Raw genomic sequence first — 19,463 nt, 5'->3', positions numbered from 1 at the left:
ATGGCGCTGACCTTCCACTTCGCCGCAAGGTCCGACGTCGGGCTCGTCCGCAAGGACAACCAGGACTCGGGCTATGCCGGGCCGCACCTCCTCGTCGTCGCCGACGGCATGGGCGGGCACGCCGGCGGCGACCTCGCCTCCGCGACCGTCATCACCGAGCTCGTCGAGATCGACCACGACTCGCTCACCGCCGCCGAGGCCTCGACCCAGCTCGGCCGGGCGATCACCCGCGCCAACGGCGAGATCGCGCGTACCTATGCCGACAACGCCGAGCTCGAGGGCATGGGCACGACGGTCACCGCGATCATGCGGGCCCGCAACAAGCTGATCCTCGCCCACATCGGCGACTCGCGTGCCTATCTGCTGCGCGACGGCCGGCTGTCGCAGATCACCAAGGACCACTCCTTCGTCCAGACCCTCATCGACGAGGGCCGGATCACCGAGGAGGAGGCGAGCACCCACCCGCAGCGCTCCGTCGTCACCCGTGTGCTCACCGGCGCCGACGACGACGAGCCCGACCTCGGTGCCCGCGAGGCCCACCTCGGCGACCGCTACCTGCTGTGCTCCGACGGCCTCTCCGGCTTCGTCGCCCTCGACACCATCGAGGAGATCCTCACCGGCGGCACCCCGCCCGGCCAGGCCGCGGACGACCTCGTCTCGCTCGCGCTGCGCGCCGGCGCCCCCGACAACGTCACCGTCGTCGTCGCCGACGTCGTCGAGTCGGGCACCGCCCCCTCGACCCAGCCGCAGGTCGTCGGCTCCGCCGCCCTGCGCCGCCCGCGCAAGCGTGTCGACACCTCGCCCGCCGCCCGCGCCGCCGCGCTGACCCGGCCCGACGAGGACGAAGAGGCCGTCGAGCTCGACGAGGAGCACACCGGCCGCCGTGGTCGCTGGGCCCGCCGCCTCGGCGGGCTGCTCGTCGCCCTGCTGCTCGTCGGCGCCGTCGGCTACGCCGGCTATGCGTGGACCCAGACGCAGTACTACGTCGGCGCCCAGGACGGGCACGTCACCGTCTACCGTGGCGTCGCCCAGGACCTCGGGCCGATCTCGCTGCACTCGGCGGTCGACCAGACCGACATCGAGCTGTCCGAGCTGCCCTCCTTCTACCGCGACGAGGTCGAGGCGACGATCTCGGTCGGCTCGCGCTCCGCCGCCGACGAGCGCGTCGACAGCCTGCGCACCGCCGCGAAGAAGTGCGGCCAGCTGCGGGCCACCGGGGAGCCGTGCGGACGATGAGCCGGGCCATCACGACGATCACCCCCGCCCGCGGGCGCAATGTCGAGCTGCTGCTCACGGCGCTCGCCATCGGCGTGGTCATCCTCGCCTACATCAACGTCTCGGTCGCCGAGTCCGGCGAGATCCCCCCGGACCTGCTCGGCCACACCGGCATCCTCGCGGCGATCGCCCTCGCCGTGCACCTCGTCCTGCGCTGGCGGGCCTCCTTCGCCGACCCGATCATCCTGCCGATCGTCACCCTGCTCAACGGCATCGGACTGGTGATGATCCATCGGCTCGACCTCGCGGCCGGACGTGACTTCTCCAGCGGGCTCGCCCTTCGCCAGCTCATCTGGACCGGCCTGGGCGTCGGCATCGCCCTCGTCGTGCTCGTCCTGCTGCGCGACCACCGCGTGCTGCGGCGCTACACCTACACCGCGGGGCTCTTCGCGCTGATCTTCATCGCGCTGCCGCTCACGCCCCTCGGCCACTCGGTCTACGGCGCGAAGATCTGGATCAAGCTCGGCGCCTTCACCTTCCAGCCCGCCGAGGTCGCCAAGATCCTGCTCGCGATCTTCTTCGCCGGCTATCTCGTGCAGACCCGCGACATGCTCGCCCTCGCCGGGCGCAAGTTCCTCGGCATCACCTTCCCCCGCGGCCGCGACCTCGGCCCGCTCGTCATCGCCTGGCTCGCCGCCGCGCTCGTCCTCGTGCTGGAAAACGACTTCGGCACGACGCTGCTGATCTTCGGGCTCTTCGTCGCCATGCTCTACATCGCGACCGAGCGCACCTCGTGGATCGTCCTCGGCCTGGGTCTGGCCGCCGTCGGCGCGGTCGTCGTCTACCAGTTCGCCGGGCACGTGCAGACCCGCATCCTGTGCTGGACCGACACCTTCTCCGAGGCCGGCATGGAGCAGTGCGGCCAGCTCGGCACCGGGATCATGGGCATGGCCGCGGGCGGCATCTCCGGCACCGGCCTGGGCCGCGGCCGGCCGTGGCTGACCCCGCTGCCCGAGTCGGACTTCATCTTCACCAGCCTCGCCGAGGAGCTCGGCCTCATCGGCGTCTTCGCGCTGATCCTGCTCTACGCGCTGCTCGTCGAGCGCGGCCTGCGCTCGGCCATCGGCCTGCGCGACGGCTTCGGCAAGCTCCTCGCGAGCGGCCTGACCTTCGTCCTGGCCATCCAGGTCTTCGTCGTCATCGGCGGCGTCACCCGGGTCATACCGCTGACCGGTCTCACCCTCCCCTTCGTCGCCTACGGCGGGTCCTCGCTGCTGACCAACTGGACGCTCATCGCGATCCTGCTGCGGATCAGCGACCACGCCCGCCGCCCGGAGCCGGAGTTCGACCCGGCCTCGATGGACGCCCCGACGCAGGTGGTGAAGACGCGATGAACCAGCCCATCCGCCGCCTGTCGATGCTCGTCGCGCTGATGTTCGTCCTCCTGCTCGGCGCGAGCACGTGGATCCAGGTCCTCGGCAGCCAGGACATCAACGACCGCCCGGGCAACCGCCGCACGCAGCTCGAGAGCTACGCCCGCGAGCGCGGCCAGATCCTCCTCGGCGGTCGTGCCATCGCCTCGTCGTCGCCGACGCAGGACGACCTGCAGTGGCAGCGCACCTACAGCGACCCGCAGCTCTACTCGCACATCACGGGGTGGAACTCCTTCACCTATGGCCCCGGTGGCGGCGTCGAGTCCGCCGCCGACGGCCTGCTCTCCGGCCGCGACGACAAGCTCTTCTACGACCGGCTCACGGGCACGATCGCCGGCCGCACGCCGAAGGGGGCGAGTGTCGAGCTGACCATCAACCCCAAGGTGCAGCGCGCCGCGGACGAAGCCCTCGGCGACCAGCGCGGCGCCGTCGTCGCCCTCGACCCGCGCACCGGCGAGATCCTCGCGATGGTCTCGCACCCCGACTTCGACCCGACGCCCCTGGTGAGCCACTCGCCGGCGACGGAGAAGAAGGCGTGGGACTCGCTCAACTCCGACCCGGGGCGCCCGCTCGTCAACCGTGCGATCTCCGGCAACCTCTACCCGCCGGGCTCGGTCTTCAAGATCGTCACGGCCGCCGCCGCCATCGAGGACGGCCAGTGGTCCAAGGACTCCGAGATCCCCGGCCCCGCGGAGCTCGACCTGCCGCAGACCACGACCAACCTGCCCAACTCGCACGCCGGCGCCTGCGGGCCCAACGACATGGTGACCCTCGCGGTCGCCATGCAGGACTCGTGCAACACGGCCTTCGGCTGGCTCGGCATGGAGCTCGGCGGCGACGCGATGCGGGAGCAGGCGAGCAAGTTCGGCTTCGGCGAGGACCTCGACATCCCGATGAAGGTCACGCCGTCGACGCTCCCCGACGAGATGAACCCGCCGCAGGAGGCCCAGGTCGGCATCGGCCAGTACGACGTGCGCGTCACGCCGCTGCAGGTCGCCATGGTGAGCGCGGCGGTCGCCAACGACGGCGTCGTCATGACCCCGCACCTCGTTCAGTCGGTGCTCGGCTCCGACCTGTCGGAGATCAGCGAGACCAAGCCCGAGCAGCTGTCCAAGGCCATGGAGCCCGAGACGGCCGACGAGCTCACCGACATGATGAAGCTCGTCGTCGAGCGCGGCACGGGCACCCAGGCCGCCGTCCCCGGCTACAGCGTCGCCGGCAAGACCGGCACCGCCGAGCACGCCGACGGCGCCGCGCCGCACGCGTGGTTCACCGGATTCGCCCCGGCCGACAACCCGAAGATCGCCGTGGCGGTCGTCGTCGAGGACGGCGGCCGGGCCGGCAACGAGGCCTACGGCGGATCGGTCGCCGGACCGATCAGCGCGGCCGTGATGAAGGCGGCGCTCGAGTGACCCGCCACCCCAGCACCCACACCACCCGCACGTCCAGGGGGACAGCATGAGCACCTCGACACCGCGTCTGCTCGGCGGCCGCTACGAGGTCGGCGAGCTCATCGGCCGCGGCGGCATGGCCGAGGTCCACCTGGGCCACGACGCCCGCCTCGGCCGTCCGGTCGCGATCAAGATCCTGCGCACCGACCACGCCCGCGACGCGGCCTTCCTCGGCCGCTTCCGCCGCGAGGCGCAGTCGGTCGCCGGCCTCAACCACCGCTCGATCGTCGCCGTCTACGACTCCGGCGAGGACCGCATCACCGAGGCCGGTGGCGCGACCCTCGACATTCCCTACATCGTCATGGAGTACGTCGACGGCCGCACGCTGCGCGAGCTGCTCAACGAGTCCGAGCACGGCTACCTCGACCCCGCCGACGCCGCCCGCATCGTCCAGCAGGTCCTCGAGGCCCTCGACTACAGCCACGACATGGGCATCGTCCACCGCGACATCAAGCCCGGCAACGTCATGGTCACCGACGACGGCAGCGTCAAGGTCATGGACTTCGGGATCGCCCGGGCCATCGCCGACACCCAGGCCACGATGACCCAGACCCAGGCGGTCATCGGCACCGCGCAGTACATCTCGCCCGAGCAGGCGCGTGGCGAGACGGTCGACAAGCGCAGCGACGTCTACTCCTCCGGCTGCCTGCTCTTCGAGCTGCTCACCGGGCGCACGCCCTACACCGGCGAGCCCATCTCGCTGACCTACCAGCACGTCAACGCCGACATCCCGCTCCCTTCGTCGGTCAACCCCGACGTCCCGGCGGAGCTGGACGCGATCACCCACCACGCGCTGACCAAGGACCGCGACGAGCGCTACCCCGACGCCCGGACGATGGCCGAGGACCTCGGGGCCTACCGCGGCGGCATGCCGATCAGCCCGGTTGCCACCGAGCGGCTCGAGGCCGCGACGACGACCCTGCCGGTCACCGCGCCCAGCGCCGCCGCGCCGCTGGCGGCCGACCCCGACACCGCATCGATGCCCCTGGCCGGACCACGGCGCCGCCGCTCCGGCCTGGGCTGGGTCTTCGCTGCCCTCCTGCTCATCCCGCTCGCCCTGCTCGGCTGGTACGCCTGGAGCGCCAGCCAGAGCGAAGAGGTCGTGCAGGTGAGCGTGCCCGACCTCGTCGGCAAGGACGAGGCGGTCGCCCGCTCGGAGCTGACCAAGGCGGGCCTGCGGCCCGATGTCGAAAAGGTCGCGGACGACGCGCCGGTGGGCGAGGTCGTCTCGCAGGACCCCGGCACGGGCGCGAGCGTGCCGACGGGTGACACCGTCGTCATCGAGGTGTCCGCCGGCCCGGACGACGTCGGGGTGCCGAGCATCATCGGCATGAGCCGCAGCGAGGCGAAGTCCGCCCTCGAGGCGCAGGGCCTCACGCTCGGCACGGTCACCGAGGAGGACAGCCCCGACCAGGCGGCCAACCACGTCATCAGCACCGACCCCGGCGTCGCCGAGCCGGTGGCGAAGGGGAGCAGTGTGGACGTCGTCGTCGCGAGTGGCGACGTGCAGCTCAAGGACTACACCGGCCAGCAGATCGACGACGTGCGCAACGAGATCTTCGCGCTCGGCCTCGAGGTGAGCGTCGAGTCCGAGATCTCCAGCGAGGAGCCGGGCACGATCCTGAGCCAGGATCCCGACGCGGGCAAGGTCCGGCAGGGGCGCACGGTCACCTTCGTCGTGGCGCGCGAGCCCAACCAGACGACGACCGCGACCGTCACCGAGACGCCGACGGACACCTCGACGAGCGAGTCCTCGAGCGACTCCCCGACGAGCAGCGACAGCCCGAGCAGCTCGGAGCCGTCGTCGACCTCGACCTCGCCGTCGGGCACGCTCAGCCCGTCGCCCAGCTCGACCCGCACCCCCGGGTCGGACCGCACGACCCAGTCCCCCTCGAGCCCGTAGTCGTCCCTCGACCCCGCGAGCGCATCCGCTGATCCCGTCGGCACTCGGGTGTGCCCTCGTGGCGGGCGAGAACCCTGCACAACCCTAGGGTCTTGCAGGGTTGTCCCCCCCCTGTCGGCGGGATCAGTCGTCCCCGCGCCCGCGGGACTCGTCGAAGAAGACATCGATGCGCTGGAACCCCTTGAGCCGCTGCGCCTCGGCGTGCCGGGCATAGGCCCGCTGGTCGGCGCTCGTCAGCACGACCTGGTCGGTGAAGGGCGTGAGCAGCGCCCGCGGCCACAGGTGCTCCTTGCGCACGACGTTGACCTCGACGCAGAGCATGATGGCGACCGACATCGTGTAGAGGAAGACGAGCAGGCCGAGGACGATGGCGAAGACCGAGTTGAGGTTGCTCGCCCGCTCGATGACCGTGCTGACGTAGACCGCGCCGACCGCCTGCATCGCCTGCCATGACAGCGCGGCGAGCAGGGCGCCCGGCAGCACGTCGGTGAGGTCGAGCGGCCGACTCGTCGCGATGATGAAGATGACGGCGATGACGAGCGTGTTGAGCAGCACCGAGGCGATGGTGATCGCCCAGCCGGTGTAGCCCCCGGAGACGAGCTGCTGGAGATAGGTCGTCAGGCCGGTGGTGACGACGATCGTCAGCCCGGCGACGAGGAGCAGGAGCAGGCCACGGCCGCGGCTGGCGAAGGGGTTGGGCCGGCTGTTGCGCGGGACCATCCACGCGGTGTTGCTCGCGTACTGCAGCGCCTGCCCCACACCGAGGCCACCGTAGAGCGCGGCGAGACCACCGACGAGCAGACCGACCGGGCCACCACCGATGGTGCCCGTCGTGCGCAGCTCGTCACCGACGATCGGGAACTCCGACAGGGCCGAGTCGAGGATCCGCTCCTGCCATTCCGGCTGGCCCTGCAGGACGATGCCGACGACCGTCGAGAGCAGGAGCAGCCCGGGGAAGAGGGAGAGGAACCCGTAGTAGGTGAGCAGCGCGCACAGGTAGCCGCCGAAGTCGTCGAAGAACTTGTAGACGACCGCGATCGGGAAGCCCAGGACGGGGTGGCGGCGCTGGATCCGGTCCAGCGGGCCGACGGTCGGCTCGCTCATCTCCCCCCTTCGCCCGTCAGCCGGCGGCGACGGCCCGGGCCACGCCCTCGACGTCGCGCACGAGGGGCGACATGCCGGCGCTGCGCGCGACGGCACCCGTGTCACCGGTCATCTCCAGCCAGTTGGCGAGGATCCGGTGGCCGCCCTCGGTGAGGACGGACTCGGGGTGGAACTGCACGCCGTGCAGCGGCAGGTCGCGGTGGTGGGCGGCCATGATGACGCCGGACTCGGTGTGCCCGTTGGGCACGAGGGTGTCGGGCACGGTCGCCGGGTCGATCGTCAGCGAGTGGTAGCGCGTCGCGGTGAAGGGCGAGGCGAGGCCGGCGAGGACGCCGGTCTGGTCGTGCAGCACCCGGCTCGTCTTGCCGTGGAGCAGCTCGGGGGCCCGGCCGACGGTCGCGCCGAGCACGATCCCGAGGGCCTGGTGGCCGAGGCAGACGCCGAGCATCGGCTGGGCCCGCTCGGCACAGGCCTCGATCATCGCGGTCGAGACGCCGGCCTCCTCGGGAGTGCCCGGCCCGGGCGAGATGAGCACGCCGTCGAAGTCGGCCCCGTCGGCCGGCGAGACGGCGTCGTTGCGCACGACCGTCGTCTCGGCACCCAGCTGCTGGAGGTACCCGACGATGGTGAAGACGAAGCTGTCGTAGTTGTCGACGACGAGGATGCGGCTCACTGGCACAGTATGGGCCCTCACCGCGCCGACGTCAGCGGGCGGGCGTGCTCCAGGGTCGTACGCCCGTCGAAGGGGGGCAGCTCGGTCTCGTCGGACTGCTGGACCTCGTAGCCCAGGCCGACCGCGTCGACGTACTGCTTGTAGATGCTCACCGAGGGGTCGCTGTCGAGCTCCGAGCGCAGGTCCTCCGGGTCGCCGATCGCGGTGATCGTGAAGGGCGGCGAGTAGACCCGCCCCTGGAGGATGAGCGTGTTGCCGACGCAGCGCACCGCGCTCGTCGAGACGACCCGCTGGTCCATGATCTGCATCGCCTCGGCCCCACCGCGCCACAGGGCGTTGACCACGCCCTGCACGTCCTGCTGGTGGACGACGACGTCGTCGACGGTGAAGCCCTCGGGGACCTCGCTCGCCTTGAGGTGCGCGTCGTCGAGGGTGACGGTCACCGACGGGCCCTCGACGGCCGTGGTGCCGGCCGTGCGGGCGCTGGCCCGGCTCTGCTTGTCGATGGACCGCAGCCGGGAGCTGCCGGGGGCGGCCTGCTTGGTGAGGTCGTCGACCTCGGTGCGCAGCGACCGCACGCGGGAGGCAGAGCGCTCGTTGTCGATGGTGCGCTCACGGATGACGTCGGGCAGGTCGGTCGCCTCGCTGCGCAGGTCGGTGCCGCGGGCGGTCGTGCTCGACGTCGCGAAGAGCAGGCCGGCGGCCATGGCGATGACGGGCACGAGTGCCGACCACCGGCTCGGTCGGTGGGTCAGCCAGGTGCGCACGCGCGAGCGCAGTGCCGCTGCGGCGTGGGCCGGGTCCAGGTCCGGCACGGAGGCACCCCCCTTCGGTCGGTCGTGCGGTGCTCGGCATCTACGCTAGGCCACGACGTCCGCAGACCCGAGGAGCACCCAGTGGCGAAGCCCGCCGACGACGCGCAGGAGACGACCGACGAGGCCACCTCGTCGGCCGAGACGACCGCGAAGAAGTCCGCCAAGAGCGCCTCGCGCTCCGGCGACCCGAGCAAGCGCGCGGCGGCGGCCGAGGCCGAGACGCGCAGCGGCTCGCGGCACAAGGTCAAGGCGCAGCGGGTGGGCAACCCCAGCTGGTTCGTCCCCGTCATGCTCGGCCTCATGCTCATCGGCCTCGTGTGGGTCGTGACCTTCTACATCACCCAGGAGCAGTACCCCGTGGAGTCCTGGGGCCGGTGGAACCTCGGTGCGGGCTTCGCCTTCATCCTCGCCGGCTTCGCGATGACGACACGCTGGCGCTGAGCCGGCCGGGCGGCTGCGCCCACCCACCGGTGGGGACGATTCCCCACAGAGCCTGTGGACAACTCGAGTTGTCCACAGGCTTTTTCACATCTGGGGACAAATGACACGCGTGTAACTCGCCTGTCCACAGGGCCGGATCAGCCGAAGGGGGCCTCGAAGCCGGTCGGGGAGAGGGCATAGCGCGCGACGCCCAGCACGACGACGACCGCGAGGACGGCGACGATCCCCACCCAGGCGAGGCCGGGCTGACGGCGGCTGCGGGAGAGGGCGATGACCGCCGCGAGGAGCGCGCCGGCGACGAGCCCGCCGAGATGGGCCTGCCAGGCGACGTTGGGGACGAGGAAGCCGATGACGGCGTTGATCGCGATCGTCGCGATCATCGACGAGCTGTCGCGGCCGAGGTGACGGTTGAGCACGATGACCGCCGCGAAGAGGCCGAAGACGGCGCCGGAGGCCCCGACGATCGGCACATAGGCATTGGGGTCGGCCGGGTTGACCGGCTGGAAGAGCAGCCAGGTCACCGAGCCGGCGAGCGCGGTGACGAGGTAGATCGCGAGATAGCGGGCCCAGCCGAGCATCCGCTCGAGGTAGCCGCCGACGAGCCACAGCGCGAGCATGTTGAAGAGGATGTGCATCGGCTGGTTGGGGCTGTGGGCGAAGGCCGAGGTCAGCAGCCGCCACGGCTCGCTCGTGCCGAGGGCGGGGGCGAAGGCCACCTCGCTGAAGACCCGGGGCGAGAGCAGCTCGCCGATCCACACGACGACGCAGACGGCGATGATCGAGATCGTCAGCCAGGGGCGGTCGGTGCCGGTCGTGGCGCGCCCGCCGAAGACGGTGCGCTGGGGGCGCTCCCCCTTCGAGCCCTCACGGACGCAGTCGACGCACTGGACGCCGACGGCCGCGCTGCGCTGGCACTGCGGGCACACCGGTCGGTGGCACCGCTGGCAGCGGATGTAGGAGATCTGGTCGGGGTGCCGGGGGCACGTCGGCGCCTCCGGGGAGGCGCCGGTGCCGCCGTCCGTGGACGATCCGCCCCAGCCGGACGGCGGCAGCGACACGAGATCAGTCCTGGACGATCTCGACGGACTCGATGGTCACCGGCTCGACCGGCTTGTCCATCGCGCCGGTCTGGACGCCGGCGATCTTGTCGACGACCTCGCGGCTCGGGCCGTCGGCCACCTCGCCGAAGATCGTGTGCTTGCCGTTGAGCCACGGGGTCTCGCCGACGGTGATGAAGAACTGCGAGCCGTTGGTCCCGCGGCCCATCTGCTTGCCGGCGTTGGCCATGGCGAGCAGGTAGGGCTTGGAGAAGGTCAGGTCGGGGTGGATCTCGTCGTCGAAGGTGTAGCCGGGGCCGCCGACGCCCTGACCCAGCGGGCAGCCGCCCTGGATCATGAAGCCGGAGATGACCCGGTGGAAGTCGAGGCCGTCGTAGAACTTCGTCGGGTTGGTGCGACCCGCGTCGTCCTGGTACTCCTTCTCGCCCGTGGCGAGGCCGACGAAGTTGTCGACGGTCTTGGGGGCCTGGTTGGGGAACAGCTCGATGGAGATGTCGCCGTGGTTGGTGTGCAGGATCGCCTTCATGGCGTCCATGCTAACGACCGCGGGCGAAGGGAGGACGTGGCGGGCCCCTCGCCCCTATCGGTTTCATCGGCCGACGATCCGGTGCAGGATGGGGGAGTACCCCATCGGCGCAGGAGGAAGTGTGTTCCAGAAGAACAGCAAGGTCGAGGACGGGCGAGTCAAGGCCCACGAGACCGCCGAGGCAGCATCGCTCAAGGTGCACGAGATCATCGACAAGGTCGCCGAGCACACCGAGCACGGCAGCGAGCGGGCCCAGGAGCTCAAGGCCGCCGCCTCGGAGCAGGCCGCCGCGACCCGCGAGGGTGCCGCGAGCAGGGCCGCCGACCTCAAGGAGCAGGCCGAGGAGGCCAAGAAGCAGGCCGCCAAGGATGCCAAGAAGGGCCGCAAGCGGGCGCGCAAGCAGGTCCGCTCGGCCCAGAAGCAGGCCCGCAAGAAGGGCGATCAGGCCGGCAAGGACGTGCAGGACGTGCGCGACACCCTCGTCGACGAGGTGCTGCCCAAGGTCGTCCAGACCGCGAGCGGCCTGGCTGCCGCCGGCGCCGTCGCGGGCCGCAAGGCCGCCGACGAGGCCGCCGTCCGCGCTCCCGAGGTCGTCGCCGCGCTGCGTGACGAGCGTGACCCGCAGCTGGCCCTCGCCGCCGCGAAGGGGGAGAAGCCGCGCAAGAAGCGTCGCGGCCTCAAGCTCCTGCTCCTCGCCCTCGTCGCCGGTGGCATCGCGGCCGTCGTCGCGAAGCAGAAGCAGGGCCCGAAGAAGGACCCGTGGGCCGTGCCGGCCGGCGACCCCTACAAGGCCCCGGCCTCGGGTCGCGCCTCGACGCTCGCCACCCCGGCCACCACGGGTGCCGCCGCCGGTGCCGGCGCTGCCGCGGCCCCCGCCGTGAGCGAGGCTGCCGACACCCCGGACGCCCCGACCACGACCGACCCGCTGGCCGCCCCGGCCGCGATCGACGAGGACCCGCTGGCCGCCCCGGCCGCCCCGGTCGAGGACACCCCCGAGGCTCGCGCCCAGGACGAGGCCGAGGTCGAGGGCACCGACGCGTGGAGCTCCGCGCGCGACTGGGCAGACAACTCGGCCGTCCCGTCGACGACGGAGACCTCCGAGGGCAGCGACGTCACGCCGCACAACCTCGGTGGCGACCTGCCGGTCGACGAGGACCGCAAGGCCTGACCCACTGACCCACGGTCCCTGAGCACGAAGGGGGGTCGGTTCCGCACCAGCGGAACCGACCCCCCTTCGTGACGGTCGGTGCGCGACCTCAGGACGGCGCCTTCGTCATGCCAGACGATCCCTGAGGAGGGCGCCCCGCGCCCGTCGCGAGGGGACGTCAGGCCAGGAAGTCCCCGACGAGCCGCGCGAAGCCCTCCGCGTGCTCGATCTGCACCCAGTGACCGCACCGGCCGAAGACGTGCAGCTGCGAGTCGTCGATGAGCTCGTGCAGTCGCATCGAGGTGCTCAGTGGGATCACCTCGTCGTCGCGGCCGTGGAGGATCAGCGCGGGCTGCGTGAGAGCGCGGATGTCGGCGTCGGGCACGGCCAACGCCTCGACCCAACGCTGCCGCGGGGCGGGGAACATCGCGCTGAAGGCCTCGTGGACCCCGGCCGAGTCGCCGCGTCGAGCCGCAGCTGGGCCAGGTCCTCGGTGAGCAGCGACTTGTCGTACGCGAAGACGTCCATGAGCTCGATCATGTTGGGCAGCGACGGCTCGAAGCCCCACACCTTGTCCAGGCCCTCGGTGATCTCGAAGGGCACACCCGCCGCGCCCATGAGGACGAGCTTGTCGACCCGCTCGGGGTGGTGCGTCGCGATGTTGAGCGCGAGCGCCCCGCCGAAGCTGTTGCCGACGACCGCGACCCGCTCCAGGCCGAGTGCGTCGAGCAGCCCGACGAGGTGCTCGGTCCACGTCGCCATGTCATAGGTGACGCCCTCCGGCCGCTCGGTGTACCCGAAGCCGAGTACGTCGGGGGCGATGACCCGGTGCTGCTGCGACAGGGTCGGCAGCACGCCGCGCCAGTTGGCCCAGGCACTCACGCCGGGACCGGAGCCGTGGATGAGCAGGACGGGATCGCCCTCGCCGACGTCGTGGTAGTTGGTGGCGATGCCGCCGACGTCGATGGTGGCGGCGATTTCGGGATTTGCGGTCTGCACATCGGTCATGTCGGCACCGTAGGCCCGTCGACGCCATGTCGAAGGGGGGTGCTCCGCTGTGCGGAACACCCCCCTTCGTCCTGCGTCAGCCGCCGTAGGTGAGCAGCACGTTGCCCGTGCTGTCGTGGGTGTGACCCGGCCAGTAGGTGTTGCTCCACAGGCGCAGGAACTCACCCGACTCCGGGTCGCTCGCGATGACGGTGGGCCCCAGGCCCTGCATCTGCTCCGAGGTGCACCCGGTCGCGAAGGACGCGGTTGCGCCCGCTGGCACCTGGACCGTTCCCGACTCCGGCGGGTCGGGCATCTTGGCGACGCGACCGAGGAGCATCGACTTCTCGTAGAGGCCGTCGTAGAGGGCGAGCGGTGGCTGGTTGTCGCGCAGGACGACCCCCGAGTGGAGGTTCTGGTCCGTCATGAGCAGGACGTCGACGGGGTCGTCCGAGGCATTGTGCACCGCGACCTCGCAGGTCGGTGCGGCCCAGAAGATCCCTCCCCCAGCGCGGGTGGCTGCGGGTGCCGCGCTCGCGGTCCCGGCGATGAGAGCTACGGCCGCGGCCGCGCCCAGCAGGTGTGTGGTCGTACGCATGGTGTCCCCTTTGATCACCGGCGCGGTCACGGTTGGGCCGCGTCCACCTGAGCAGACGCGTGGGGCCGGGGTCCGGTTGCATCCGGACCCCGGCCCCAGGCCGCCCGCTGATCGGGGAGCGAGGACAGAGCGTCTATCCCCCCGCTGATCGAGGAGCGAGGGACGAGCGTCTCGAGATCAGACCCCGCTCGCCACCGGCTCCGGCTCGGTGGTGGCCGCCCGGGCCCGGTGGCGCGGGATGAGCAGGCAGACGAGGGCGCCCGCGAGCGCCGCCCCGGCACCGACGACGAAGCAGACCTTGAAGGCCGACTCGTCGGGGATGACGTGGCCGCCGAGGGTGATCGTGCGGCTGGTGAGGATCGCCGCCATGACCGCGCCGGCGATCGTCGTGCCGACCGAGCGCATGAGGCCGTTGACCCCGACGCTGGAGCCGGCCTCGGCCTCGGGGACGTTGTCGAGGATGAGGGTGGGCATCGCGGCGTAGCCGATGCCCACGCCCGCACTGGCGACGAGGCTGGCGACCATGAGCTGCCAGGGGGCGCTCATGAGGAAGAGTGCGACGAGGTAGCCCAGGCCGACGACGGTCGCACCGACGGCGAGGGTGATGCGCGCGCCGAGGGTCGTGATCATCCGGCTGGAGACCGGCGCGAAGACGAGCATCATCAGACCGCCGGGCGCCATCCACAGGCCGGCCTCGAGGATCGTCTGGCCGAGGCCGTAGCCGGTGGCCTCGGGCATCTCGAGCAGCTGGGGCACGACGATGGCCTGGGCCATCATGCCGAAGCCGATGAGCACGGCCGCGAGGTTGGTGAAGAGGACCGGGCGGCGCGCGGTCGTGCGCAGGTCGACGAGCGGGTCGCGATGGCGCAGCTCGTACCAGCCCCACGCGAGGAGGACCACGACGCCACCCGCGATGCTGCCCACGGTGCGGCCGGAGTCCCAGCCCCACTCCGAGCCCTTGCTGATGCCGATGAGGGCGGAGCAGAGACCGACGGCGAGGCCGATGATGCCGACGACGTCGAGGTGGGCCGGGTGCGCGTCGTGCACGTGGGGGACGACGACGAGCGTGGCGCCCAGGACGACGAGCGCGAGGCCGGAGGAAAACCAGAAGAGGCCGTGCCAGGAGAAGTCCTGGGCGATCCAGGCGGCGAGCGGCAGGCCGATGGCGCCACCGACACCCATCGTGGCGCTGACCGCGGCGACGGCCCCGGCACGCTTGTCGACCGGCGCGACCTCGCGGACCATGCTGATCGCGACCGGGATGTAGCCCATGGCCATGCCCTGCAGGACGCGCCCGACGAGGAAGGGCGTCAGCGTGTCACCGAGGGCAGCGACCGCCGAGCCGACCGCGAGGAGCGCGGCGGAGGCGACCATGACCTTCTTCTTGCCGAACATGTCGGCCAGGCGCCCGGTGACCGGCATGGTCACAGCAGCGGCCAGCAGGGTCGCGGTGACGGCCCAGGAGGCAGAACCTGCGTCGGTCCCGAGCAGCTTGGGCAGCTCGGCCTGGATCGGGATTACGAGCGACTGCATGAGCGCGCCGCTGAAGCTGCCGAGGCACAGGACGACGATGACGACGACCGGTGAGAAGCGGGACGGCGCGGGCGCGACGGCCGGCGACGAAGCTGACATGAGGAGGGGTCCTTGTCCCGAGGGGGTATGTAACCTACACAAGAAGGCGATGTGTACTCTACACATCATGGAGTCGACAGCCCAAGCCGGTTTCGCGGAGACCTCGCTCACGCCCACCGACGGCCCCGCCTGGACGGCGATCAAGGTCTCGGCCAGGTGGGAGCGGGCACGGCGCCACGTCGAGGTGACCCAGCAGCTCAAGGTCGCCGAGGGGCGCCTGCTCTGGCTGCTGCGCGACGGGCAGCCGCGCTCCCTTCGCCAGATCGCCGAGGAGCTCGACCTCGAGCAGTCGACGGTCAACCGGCAGGTCCACGCGGCCCTCGAGTCCGGGGTCGTCGAGCGCTCCCGCCCGCAGGACTCGCCGACCTATGTCATCACCATGAGCGAACAGGGCCGCGACCGCTTCCTCGCCGACATGGAGCGCCTGCTGCGGGTCTACGGCCACGGCATCGCCGCCGTGCCGGCGGCCGAGCAGGAGCGCTTCCTCGAGCACCTCGAGGCCTTCGCCACCGCCATCGGCGACTGCTCGCAGGCCCCCGCCGGCCCCGCTGGTCGCGGTGCGAGCGCCAGCGAGCCTCGAGACCTGCCACGCTGACCCCATGAGCGCCGACGCCATCCGTGAGCACGCCCTGTGCCTGCCGGGCGCCTGGCCCGACGAGCCCTGGGAGGGCGACCTCGTCGCCAAGGTCGGCCCCGGCGAGCGGGGCAAGATCTTCGCCTTCCTCGGGGAGAGCGGCGTGGGTGTCAAGGCGGGCAGCACCCGCGAGGAGGCCGACGAGTGGCTCGCCCGCTACCCCGCCGACGCCGCGGTCATGGCCTACATCGGCCGCAACGGCTGGAACACGCTGATGATCGGCGGCGCGATCCCTCTGGACGAGCTGCTCGAGGCCGTCGACGACTCCTACGAGGCGATCGTGGCCAAGCTGCCGAGGAAGTACCGACCCCAGGCATGACGAAGGGGGGTGCACCGCCAAGCGGTGCACCCCCCTTCGCTCTCGGTGGAGGCGATCGGACTCGAACCGACAACCCTCTGCTTGCAAAGCAGATGCGCTACCAATTGCGCCACGCCCCCGAGGGCTGGTGGATCAGGTGGGACGGTCGGTGGCCGCGGCCCAGACGCCGCCCTCAGCAGGCTGGGGAGTGCGGGACATCCGGCTGGTGGCCGCGTGCAGGTCCTTGTCAGAACGATGCAGCTCGACCTTGCGCCGGGCGTACACCGCACCGGCTGCTGCCGCGACGAGTACGAGGACCTTCTTCATGGAGATCTCCTCACCGTCAGTGGTGGGCCCAGGAGGACTTGAACCTCCGACCTCTTCGTTATCAGCGAAGCGCTCTAACCGCCTGAGCTATGGGCCCGTGTGCGCCGTGGATCTCTCCGTGGCGCGACGCCCGAGATTACCCCACACTTCCCGCCGACACCAAAACGGCGGTCGGTGCGCGGATCAGTCGTCGGTCAGCGTCATGTGCACGCCGCCGACGAGGCTGGCGACGATGTTGTAGAGGAAGGCACCGAGGGTGGCGACGGCCGTCAGGAGGAAGACGTCGATGACCGCGATGACGATCGACAGGGACAGCACGCGGCCGAAGCCGAGGAAGTCCATGACGTCGAAGGTCTCGCCCGAGCCGTCACCGATGATCTGGCCGGCGAGCTCGTTGATCGAGTCGAAGACGCCCATCGCGGACAGCAGGGCCCACATGACGCCGGTCATGACGACCAAGGCGATGCCCATGGCCACCGAGACGAGGAAGCCGACCTTCATCACGGAGAAGGGGTCGACCCGCGAGACCATGAGCTTGACCCGGCGGCCACCTCGCGGCGCAGGTCGTGAGGCTCCGGCCGACGCGGTGCGTCGGGTCGCCTGGGACGGCCCCGCGGCCGTGCGGACGGCCGTGGTGTCTCCTGTCGTGCTCACTCCTGGTCACCTCCGGGGGCATCCCCCTGCTGGGCGGTCCCCGCCGAGTCCTCGACGGGTGCGTCAGGGTCCGACGCTACATCGTCACCCTCGGCATCCGTTTCTTCGCCACGGTCGACGTTGCGGGCAACGGCGACGATCGAGTCACCCTTGCGCGGCGTCGCGAAGCTGACGCCCATGGTGTTGCGGCTCGTGCGGTTGACCTCCGAGACGGCCGACCGGACGATGTTGCCCTTCTCCATCACGACCATGACCTCGTCGGTCTCGTCGACGACGAGCGCCCCGACGAGCTGGCCGCCCTTGCCGGAGTTGGCGGCCGTGACGCCCAGTCCGGCGCGACCCTTGGCCGTCCACTGGGAGGCCGCGGTCCGCTTGGCGACGCCGTTCTCGAAGACGACGAAGACGTCGGGGTCGGTGCCGTCCTCGATGACGTTGAGCGCCAGCAGCGAGTCGTCGCCGCGGAACTTCATGCCGGTGACACCGCTCGTCGAGCGGCCCATCGGTCGGATGATGTCGTCGCTGGCGTGGAAGCGCACCGACTGCGCATTGCGCGAGACGAGCAGCAGGTCGTCCTCCGGCCCGACGAGGCCGACGCCGATGAGCTCGTCGTCCTCGCGCAGCTTGATCGCGATGAGGCCGCCGCTGCGGGGGGAGTCGTACTCGGTCAGGCGGGTCTTCTTCACCAGGCCGCGCTTCGTCGCGAGCACGAGGTAGGGGGCCGCCTCGTAGTCCTCGATCGCGTAGACCGCGGCGATCTGCTCGTCGGGCTGGAAGGCGAGCAGGTTGGCCACGTGCTGGCCCTTGCCGTCGCGCGCCGCCTCGGGCAACTCGTAGGCCTTGACCCGGTAGACCCGGCCGAGGTTGGTGAAGAAGAGCAGCCAGTGGTGCGAGGTCGTCGTGAAGAAGTTGCGCACGACGTCCTCGCCGCGCAGGGAGGCCCCGCGCACGCCCTTGCCGCCGCGCTTCTGGGCGCGGTACTCGTCGACCCGGGTGCGCTTGGCGTAGCCACCGCGGGTGATCGTCACGACGACGTCCTCCTGCGGGATGAGGTCCTCCATCGCGACGTCGCCGTCGTAGGGCAGGATCCGCGTGCGTCGGTCGTCGCCGTAGCGGTCGACGATCTCGGCGAGCTCGTCGGAGACGATCTGCCGCTGCCGCTCCGGGCGGGCGAGGATGTCCTTGTAGTCGACGATCCGGGCTTCGATCTCGTCGTGCTCGTCGATGATCTTCTGCCGCTCCAGGGCCGCCAGGCGGCGCAGCTGGAGGTTGAGGATCGCCATCGCCTGCAGCTCGTCGATGTCGAGCAGCTCGATCAGCCCTTCGCGGGCCTCGTCGACCGTCGGGGAGCGGCGGATGAGCGCGATGACCTCGTCGAGCATGTCGAGGGCCTTGAGATAGCCGCGCAGGATGTGGATCGCGGCCTCGTCCTTGCGCAGCCGGTACTCGGTGCGGCGCACGATGACGTCGATCTGGTGCTCGACCCAGTAGCGGATGAAGGCCGAGATCGGCAGGGTCCGCGGCACGCCGTCGACGAGGGCGAGCATGTTGGCGCCGAAGGTCGTCTGCAGCTGGGTGTGCTTGTAGAGGTTGTTGAGCACGACCTTGGCCACCGCATCGCGCTTGAGCACGATGACGAGGCGCTGGCCGGTGCGGCCGGAGGACTCGTCGCGGATGTCGGCGATGCCCGACAGGCGACCCTCCTTGGTCATCTCCGCGATCTTCTGGGCGAGCGCGTCGGGGTTGACCTGGTAGGGCAGCTCGGTGACGACGAGGCAGGTGCGGCCCTGGATCTCCTCGACCTCGACGACGGCCCGCATGATGATCGAGCCGCGGCCGGTGCGGTAGGCCTCGTCGATGCCACGGTTGCCCATGATGAGCGCGCCGGTGGGGAAGTCGGGGCCCTTGATCAGGCCCATGACCGCCTCGAGCGCCTCCTCGCGGGGGGCCTCGGGGTGCTCGAGCATCCACTGGGCGGCGTCGGCGACCTCGCGCAGGTTGTGCGGCGGAATCTGCGTGGCCATCCCGACGGCGATGCCGGCGGAGCCGTTGGCGAGCAGGTTGGGGAAGCGCGCCGGCAGCACGTCGGGCTGCAGCGTCTTGCCGTCGTAGTTGGGGACGAAGTCGACCGTCTCCTGGTCGATGTCGCGCACCAGCTCCATCGACAGCGGCGCCATCTTGCACTCGGTGTACCGCGGGGCGGCGGCACCGTCGTTGCCGGCGGAGCCGAAGTTGCCCTGGCCGTCGATCAGCGGGTAGCGCAGCGACCACGGCTGCACGAGGCGGACCATCGCGTCGTAGATCGCGGAGTCACCGTGCGGGTGGTACTGACCCATGACGTCGCCGACGACGCGCGAGCACTTGTTGTAGCCGCGGTCAGGGCGGTAGCCGCCGTCGTACATGGCGTAGACGATGCGGCGGTGCACCGGCTTGAGGCCGTCGCGCACGTCAGGCAGCGCGCGGGAGACGATGACGCTCATCGCGTACTCGATGTAGCTGCGCTGCATCTCCGCGTTGAGGTCGACCGGCTCGGTCCGGTCGGTCTCGGGCGTGGTGGGGGTGTCGGTCAT

General features: G+C 71.0%; 20 protein-coding genes and 2 tRNA genes. 8 read left to right on the top strand and 14 right to left on the bottom strand.

The window, feature by feature from the left end; genetic code table 11:
- Genes NMQ01_RS00165 through pknB form a run of 4 tightly spaced genes read left to right on the top strand, consistent with a single transcriptional unit; the run spans position 1 to position 6,002 of the window.
- Positions 1-1,236, top strand: a complete 1,236-nt coding sequence (locus NMQ01_RS00165; protein WP_255184887.1) for a Stp1/IreP family PP2C-type Ser/Thr phosphatase — start codon at positions 1-3, stop codon at positions 1,234-1,236.
- Positions 1,233-2,609, top strand: coding sequence for an FtsW/RodA/SpoVE family cell cycle protein (locus tag NMQ01_RS00160; RefSeq protein ID WP_255184886.1), 1,377 nt, complete (start codon positions 1,233-1,235; stop codon positions 2,607-2,609). The genes NMQ01_RS00165 and NMQ01_RS00160 overlap by 4 nt, the downstream gene beginning before the upstream one ends.
- Positions 2,606-4,060, top strand: a complete 1,455-nt coding sequence (locus tag NMQ01_RS00155; protein ID WP_255184885.1) for a penicillin-binding protein 2 — start codon at positions 2,606-2,608, stop codon at positions 4,058-4,060. Before NMQ01_RS00160 ends, NMQ01_RS00155 begins: the two co-directional genes overlap by 4 nt.
- A gap of 46 nt (positions 4,061-4,106) precedes the next feature.
- Positions 4,107-6,002: a Stk1 family PASTA domain-containing Ser/Thr kinase gene (pknB, locus tag NMQ01_RS00150; protein ID WP_255184884.1), complete on the top strand. Its 1,896-nt coding sequence runs from the start codon at positions 4,107-4,109 to the stop codon at positions 6,000-6,002.
- A 123-nt stretch (positions 6,003-6,125) separates the two neighbouring features.
- Here pknB and NMQ01_RS00145 read toward each other — a convergent pair whose 3' ends face one another.
- Genes NMQ01_RS00145 through NMQ01_RS00135 form a run of 3 tightly spaced genes read right to left on the bottom strand, consistent with a single transcriptional unit; the run spans position 6,126 to position 8,594 of the window.
- The gene (locus tag NMQ01_RS00145) at positions 6,126-7,106 is read right to left on the bottom strand and encodes a YihY/virulence factor BrkB family protein (protein WP_255184883.1); all 981 of its coding nucleotides are present in this window, start codon (positions 7,104-7,106) and stop codon (positions 6,126-6,128) included.
- 16 nt (positions 7,107-7,122) lie between these two features.
- Entirely contained in the window at positions 7,123-7,779 is a 657-nt protein-coding gene (locus tag NMQ01_RS00140) for an aminodeoxychorismate/anthranilate synthase component II (RefSeq protein ID WP_255184882.1), read from the bottom strand.
- Positions 7,780-7,796: 17 nt separating this feature from the next.
- The gene (locus NMQ01_RS00135; protein WP_255184881.1) at positions 7,797-8,594 is read right to left on the bottom strand and encodes a DUF881 domain-containing protein; all 798 of its coding nucleotides are present in this window, start codon (positions 8,592-8,594) and stop codon (positions 7,797-7,799) included.
- Positions 8,595-8,675: 81 nt separating this feature from the next.
- Here NMQ01_RS00135 and NMQ01_RS00130 point away from each other — a divergent pair, with 81 nt between their 5' ends.
- Positions 8,676-9,035, top strand: a complete 360-nt coding sequence (locus tag NMQ01_RS00130; protein ID WP_255184880.1) for a cell division protein CrgA — start codon at positions 8,676-8,678, stop codon at positions 9,033-9,035.
- A gap of 137 nt (positions 9,036-9,172) precedes the next feature.
- Here NMQ01_RS00130 and NMQ01_RS00125 read toward each other — a convergent pair whose 3' ends face one another.
- Positions 9,173-10,093: a rhomboid family intramembrane serine protease gene (locus NMQ01_RS00125; protein WP_255184879.1), complete on the bottom strand. Its 921-nt coding sequence runs from the start codon at positions 10,091-10,093 to the stop codon at positions 9,173-9,175.
- 4 nt (positions 10,094-10,097) lie between these two features.
- A complete protein-coding gene (locus NMQ01_RS00120; RefSeq protein ID WP_255184878.1) occupies positions 10,098-10,619 on the bottom strand; it encodes a peptidylprolyl isomerase in 522 nt (173 codons plus the stop codon).
- Between the two features lie 121 nt (positions 10,620-10,740).
- Between NMQ01_RS00120 and NMQ01_RS00115 the strand changes: the two genes are divergently transcribed.
- The gene (locus tag NMQ01_RS00115) at positions 10,741-11,787 is read left to right on the top strand and encodes a hypothetical protein (protein ID WP_255184877.1); all 1,047 of its coding nucleotides are present in this window, start codon (positions 10,741-10,743) and stop codon (positions 11,785-11,787) included.
- Between the two features lie 157 nt (positions 11,788-11,944).
- Here the strand turns inward: NMQ01_RS00115 and NMQ01_RS00110 are convergent, their stop codons facing one another.
- From NMQ01_RS00110 to NMQ01_RS00095, 4 genes are all read right to left on the bottom strand, one after another.
- Positions 11,945-12,151 (bottom strand): alpha/beta fold hydrolase, encoded by a 207-nt coding sequence (locus NMQ01_RS00110; RefSeq protein WP_369694822.1) that lies wholly within the window; start codon positions 12,149-12,151, stop codon positions 11,945-11,947.
- Positions 12,109-12,774 (bottom strand): alpha/beta fold hydrolase, encoded by a 666-nt coding sequence (locus tag NMQ01_RS00105; RefSeq protein ID WP_369694821.1) that lies wholly within the window; start codon positions 12,772-12,774, stop codon positions 12,109-12,111. Before NMQ01_RS00105 ends, NMQ01_RS00110 begins: the two co-directional genes overlap by 43 nt.
- 76 nt (positions 12,775-12,850) lie before the next feature.
- Positions 12,851-13,351 carry a hypothetical protein gene (locus NMQ01_RS00100; RefSeq protein ID WP_255184876.1) on the bottom strand — a complete coding sequence of 167 codons (501 nt, stop codon included), beginning with the start codon at positions 13,349-13,351 and terminating at the stop codon, positions 12,851-12,853.
- A gap of 177 nt (positions 13,352-13,528) precedes the next feature.
- Positions 13,529-14,983, bottom strand: coding sequence for an MFS transporter (locus NMQ01_RS00095; protein ID WP_255184875.1), 1,455 nt, complete (start codon positions 14,981-14,983; stop codon positions 13,529-13,531).
- A gap of 67 nt (positions 14,984-15,050) precedes the next feature.
- Here NMQ01_RS00095 and NMQ01_RS00090 point away from each other — a divergent pair, with 67 nt between their 5' ends.
- Together NMQ01_RS00090 and NMQ01_RS00085 are read left to right on the top strand one after the other, a co-directional pair.
- Complete coding sequence (locus tag NMQ01_RS00090) at positions 15,051-15,578, top strand: MarR family winged helix-turn-helix transcriptional regulator (RefSeq protein WP_255184874.1); 528 nt, start codon at positions 15,051-15,053, stop codon at positions 15,576-15,578.
- Between the two features lie 4 nt (positions 15,579-15,582).
- Positions 15,583-15,936 carry an MmcQ/YjbR family DNA-binding protein gene (locus NMQ01_RS00085; protein ID WP_255184873.1) on the top strand — a complete coding sequence of 118 codons (354 nt, stop codon included), beginning with the start codon at positions 15,583-15,585 and terminating at the stop codon, positions 15,934-15,936.
- A 46-nt stretch (positions 15,937-15,982) separates the two neighbouring features.
- Here the strand turns inward: NMQ01_RS00085 and NMQ01_RS00080 are convergent.
- The 5 genes from NMQ01_RS00080 to gyrA all read right to left on the bottom strand — a co-directional run bounded on the left by NMQ01_RS00080 (position 15,983) and on the right by gyrA (position 19,463).
- Positions 15,983-16,055, bottom strand: a tRNA-Ala gene (locus NMQ01_RS00080).
- A gap of 13 nt (positions 16,056-16,068) precedes the next feature.
- The gene (locus NMQ01_RS00075) at positions 16,069-16,242 is read right to left on the bottom strand and encodes a hypothetical protein (protein ID WP_255184872.1); all 174 of its coding nucleotides are present in this window, start codon (positions 16,240-16,242) and stop codon (positions 16,069-16,071) included.
- A gap of 20 nt (positions 16,243-16,262) precedes the next feature.
- A tRNA-Ile gene (locus NMQ01_RS00070) sits at positions 16,263-16,339 on the bottom strand.
- 86 nt (positions 16,340-16,425) lie between these two features.
- On the bottom strand, positions 16,426-16,896 hold the full coding sequence (locus NMQ01_RS00065; RefSeq protein WP_255184871.1) for a DUF3566 domain-containing protein: 471 nt from the start codon (positions 16,894-16,896) through the stop codon (positions 16,426-16,428).
- Positions 16,893-19,463: a DNA gyrase subunit A gene (gene gyrA, locus NMQ01_RS00060; RefSeq protein ID WP_255184870.1), complete on the bottom strand. Its 2,571-nt coding sequence runs from the start codon at positions 19,461-19,463 to the stop codon at positions 16,893-16,895. The genes NMQ01_RS00065 and gyrA overlap by 4 nt, the downstream gene beginning before the upstream one ends.

The organism is Janibacter sp. CX7, from assembly GCF_024362365.1.
Classification (GTDB): domain Bacteria; phylum Actinomycetota; class Actinomycetes; order Actinomycetales; family Dermatophilaceae; genus Janibacter.
Note: the sequence above shows the minus strand (reverse complement) of the source record. Positions and strands in the feature narration are given on the sequence as shown.